The following is a 4,067-nucleotide window of genomic DNA, read 5'->3' as shown; positions in this document are numbered from 1 at the left end:
AGGAGACATGGTCTTATGAAGGTATTGGTGCCTGTGAAGCGCGTTATTGATTATAACGTGAAGGTCCGTGTTAAGGCGGATGGGAGCGGTGTTGATCTTGCGAATGTGAAGATGTCGATGAACCCGTTTGACGAGATTGCCGTGGAAGAGGCGATCCGTCTGAAGGAGGCGGGGACGGCCACGGAAGTTGTGGCGGTGTCGATCGGCGTCAAGCAATCCCAGGAGACCCTGCGCACGGCGCTGGCCATGGGTGCGGATCGGGCGATCCTGATCAATGCGGCCGAGGATGTGCACACCGATATCGAGCCTCTGGCGGTGGCCAAGCTGCTCGCGGCGGTGGTCAAGGAGGAAGAGCCGGGGCTTGTACTCTGTGGCAAGCAGGCGATCGACAATGACATGAACGCCACGGGCCAGATGCTCAGCGCGCTTCTGGGCTGGTCCCAGGCGACCTTTGCCTCCGAGCTGGCCGTCGAGGGCGACAGCGCCAGCGTGACCCGCGAGGTCGATGGCGGTCTGCAGACGATCAAGGTCTCGCTGCCGGCGATTGTCAGCGTGGATCTGCGCCTCAACGAGCCGCGCTATGCCTCGCTGCCCAATATCATGAAGGCCAAGAAGAAGCCTCTGGATGAGAAGACGCCGGCCGATTACGGCGTCGATGTGACCCCGCGCCTGAGCGTGGTCAAGACCTCCGAGCCGGCCGAGCGCGCCGCCGGGATCAAGGTCGGCTCGGTGGATGAGCTGGTGTCGAAACTCAAGGAAGCAGGAGCTGTCTGATGGCTGTTTTGTGTCTGGCAGAAGTAACCGATGGGGCGCTGGCGATGGATGCCACCGCCAAGGCCGTCAGCGCGAGCGCGGCCCTGGGTGAGGTGACGCTGCTCTGCGTGGGCGCGTCGGCCAAGGCGGCGGCGGCCGAGGCGGCGACGATCTCGGGCGTGGCCAAGGTGCTGGTGGCCGAGGATGCGCTTTACGGCCATCGCCTGGCCGAGCCGGTGGCGGCGCTGATCGCGTCCCTGGCCGAAGGCTATTCCCATGTGGTGGCGCCGGCGACGACCGATGCCAAGAACATCATGCCCCGGGTGGCGGCCCTTCTGGATGTGATGGTGCTGTCGGATGTGGTGGCCGTGGTGGATGCGGACACGTTCGACCGGCCGATCTATGCGGGCAACGCGATCCAGACCGTGAGATCGGCGGATGCGACCAAGGTGATCACCTTCCGGACCTCGACCTTCGATGCGGCCGAGACCGGCGGCAGCGCGCCGATCGAAGAGATCGCCGCGGGCGACAATCCGGGCCTGAGCGCCTGGGTCGAGGACAAAGTCGCTGAGAGCGACCGGCCCGAGCTGACCTCCGCGGGCGTGGTGGTCTCCGGCGGGCGCGGCGTGGGCTCCGAAGAGGACTTCGCCATGATCGAGAAGCTCGCCGATACCCTGGGCGCGGCCGTGGGCGCCTCGCGCGCCGCGGTCGATAGCGGCTACGCGCCGAATGACTGGCAGGTCGGGCAGACCGGCAAGGTGGTGGCACCGGATCTCTACGTGGCCGTGGGCATCTCCGGCGCGATCCAGCACCTGGCCGGGATGAAGGATAGCAAGGTGATCGTGGCGATCAACAAGGACGAGGAAGCCCCGATCTTCCAGGTCGCCGATTACGGCCTGGTCGCCGACCTCTTCGCCGCCGTCCCCGAACTCACCGAAAAACTCGGCTGAGGACTACGACGACCCGGAACAGCGGCCCAAACCCCGCCCCGGGACAAGACCCGGACACAGCCAGACCCAACCCGGGCCCAAACCAAACACAAAGGCCGGAGATAAAACCTCCGGCCTTAAACCTTGGAGGGGGCAGACCTCTGCCCGGATTGACCTTGCCATTAGACAAACGCGCTGCGACGACGCGCCCGGCCAGGCTGCATGGCCATATGAGAAACCGAGTCTTATAGTCAGGCATAACCGTTCTCAGCACCGGGTCTGATCCATGCAGATGCTTTTTCGCCTCATGTTCCTGCCGCTTCTTTGCGCGGCCGCCCCGCTCGCGGCCGAGACCGAGGCCGTGCCAACGACGCTGGAAGAGCTCGGCGAGCAATTGTTCTTCGATGTCAACTTTTCGGCCAATCGCAGCCAGGCTTGCGCGACATGTCATGTGCCGGACTATGCCTTTGCCGATCCCCGGGGCATGGCGTCTCTGGGCGATGACGGGCAGTCCCTTGGCGATCGCAATGCGCCGACCCTGACCTATGCCGCGCTCACGCCGGAGTTTCACCGGGACCGTGAGAACGCCTATCGCGGGGGACAGTTCTGGGATGGCCGGGCCTCGGAGCTTGCGGATCAGGCCGTGGGTCCGCCCCTGAACCCGATTGAAATGGGGCTGTCCGATGCGGCGGCAGTGGTCGCGCGGATCGCCGAGAACCCGGGCTATAAACAGGCCTTCGCCGCACTCTTTGCTCCCGACACCTTGTCGGACCCCGCACGCGGCTTTCGCGCCTTTGCCGAAGCGCTGGCCGCGTTCGAGCGGACAGAGGCACTCAGCCCGTTCGATTCCAAATATGATCGGTTTCTGCGCGGGGAGGTGGCTTTGTCCAAGGAGGAGGAGCTTGGACGGCTGCTCTTTTTTTCCGAACAGTTCACCAATTGCAATCAGTGCCACCAGCTGAGCCGCAGCGCGATCGACCCGCGCGAGACGTTCACGGATTACCGCTATCACAATATTGGCGTGCCCGAGAATGGCGCCTTGCGGGCGCAGAACGGTGTCACGCCGGGGCATATCGATCCGGGGCTGTCTGCCAACCCGGCCGTGGATGACCCGATGGCGCGCGGCAAGTTCCGGACGCCCAGCCTGCGCAATGTGGCGGTGACGGGACCTTATATGCATAACGGTGTTTTCGCGGAGCTGCGCACGGTGGTGAAATTCTACAATCGCTACAACTCGCGGGCCGAGACGGCGCAGATCAACCCCGAAACCGATGCGCCCTATGGCAAGATGCCGGTGCCGGAAACGCTCGCCCATGAAGAACTCACCCATGGACCGGCTCTGGATGACCGCCGGATCGATGCGCTGGTCGCATTTCTGCGAACATTGACCGATCAAAGGTATGAACACCTGCTTGAGTGACGCGGGCAGGGGGCTCAATCGCTCCGGACCGCGCTGATCCAGCCCATCAGACCCCGGTTTCGGGGTCTTTTTTGTAGGCGTTTCCCCGGGCCAAGGGGTCATGTGCGTTTTTTTTCGATGTTTTTCCTGTCACGCGCGGCGTGAGGTTTCGGGGGCTTGGGGGCCGGTGTTGGAAACATCACCGGGGCGTGAGGGGGTGTTTCGGGTTAAGTCTCTGGAATGGCTGCGTTTTCCCGACAGGCACCGGCGCCCCGCGCAGAAGGCCTGATCGCGCGAGCGTGATGTGCGTCAGCGCGCAACAGCCTCTCTCATCATCGCCATTTCATTCCCGGCCCAACCGCCCCAAATCCAACTCATCGGCAGCGACACACACCGCCGACACACACAACACCGCGGCTCGCAACGCACATTCAGGCCGCGTAACACACTGAAAGGACTACTGAAATGAAACTCGCTCTGACATCCGCCCTCGTGATCGCCCTGACCGCTCCGGCCTTCGCCTCCTCCCAGCTCGAGCGTCAGCTCGGCGTCGAGCCCGGCGCTTACAGCTTCTCCGAACTGGCCGCGATCAAAGGCTCCTTCGACACCGACAATGGCTACAACATCCCGCCCCGCGGCGACGTGGTCTCGACCCAGTCGGTCGGCATCTCCCCGGCCCATGCACAGCTGGCCGCGACCTTGGGCCTGGACACCAATGACTACAGCTTCGGCGAACTGGCCGCCATCAAGGGCAGCTTCGACACCGACACCGGCTATAACGTGGCCGAGCGCGGCGCAGTCGTCTCGACCCAATCCGTGGGCGTGACCGGCGCAAGCGCACAGCTCGCAGCCTCCCTCGGGCTGGACGCAAACGACTACAGCTTCGCCGAGCTGGCCGCGATCAAAGGCGCCAAGGGTTCGTCTAACGAGTAATCCTTAACATCCCCCAAACCCCGCCCGGCCTCCTCCCGCCGGGCGGGCGTTTC

The 4,067-nt window shown here is 64.0% G+C and carries 4 protein-coding genes; all 4 read left to right on the top strand.

Annotation, left to right across the window (positions count from 1 at the left end):
• The first annotated feature begins 15 nt into the window (after nucleotides 1-15).
• The 4 genes from ACP15I_RS21995 (at nucleotide 16) to ACP15I_RS21980 (ending at nucleotide 4,014) form a co-directional block, all read left to right on the top strand.
• Entirely contained in the window at nucleotides 16-774 is a 759-nt protein-coding gene (locus tag ACP15I_RS21995) for an electron transfer flavoprotein subunit beta/FixA family protein (protein WP_424974613.1), read from the top strand.
• On the top strand, nucleotides 774-1,703 hold the full coding sequence (locus tag ACP15I_RS21990) for an electron transfer flavoprotein subunit alpha/FixB family protein (RefSeq protein WP_424974614.1): 930 nt from the start codon (nucleotides 774-776) through the stop codon (nucleotides 1,701-1,703). The genes ACP15I_RS21995 and ACP15I_RS21990 overlap by 1 nt, the downstream gene beginning before the upstream one ends.
• Before the next feature lie 271 nt (nucleotides 1,704-1,974).
• Complete coding sequence (locus ACP15I_RS21985) at nucleotides 1,975-3,102, top strand: cytochrome-c peroxidase (protein ID WP_424976700.1); 1,128 nt, start codon at nucleotides 1,975-1,977, stop codon at nucleotides 3,100-3,102.
• A 444-nt stretch (nucleotides 3,103-3,546) separates the two neighbouring features.
• Nucleotides 3,547-4,014 (top strand): hypothetical protein, encoded by a 468-nt coding sequence (locus tag ACP15I_RS21980; RefSeq protein ID WP_424974124.1) that lies wholly within the window; start codon nucleotides 3,547-3,549, stop codon nucleotides 4,012-4,014.
• The last annotated feature ends 53 nt before the right edge of the window (nucleotides 4,015-4,067 follow it).

Origin of the sequence: Dinoroseobacter sp. S124A, from assembly GCF_049801015.1 — a bacterium.
Taxonomy (GTDB): domain Bacteria; phylum Pseudomonadota; class Alphaproteobacteria; order Rhodobacterales; family Rhodobacteraceae; genus Dinoroseobacter.
The sequence above is the reverse complement of the archived record's forward strand: the minus strand, read 5'-3'. Positions and strand labels throughout refer to the sequence as shown.

Excerpts from the sequence above, each read along its gene's own strand:
- ACP15I_RS21995 (WP_424974613.1), top strand. The coding sequence starts at position 16 with ATGAAGGTATTGGTGCCTGTGAAGCGCGTTATTGATTATAACGTGAAG.
- ACP15I_RS21990 (WP_424974614.1), top strand. The coding sequence starts at position 774 with ATGGCTGTTTTGTGTCTGGCAGAAGTAACCGATGGGGCGCTGGCGATG.
- ACP15I_RS21985 (WP_424976700.1), top strand. The coding sequence starts at position 1,975 with ATGCTTTTTCGCCTCATGTTCCTGCCGCTTCTTTGCGCGGCCGCCCCG.
- ACP15I_RS21980 (WP_424974124.1), top strand. The coding sequence starts at position 3,547 with ATGAAACTCGCTCTGACATCCGCCCTCGTGATCGCCCTGACCGCTCCG.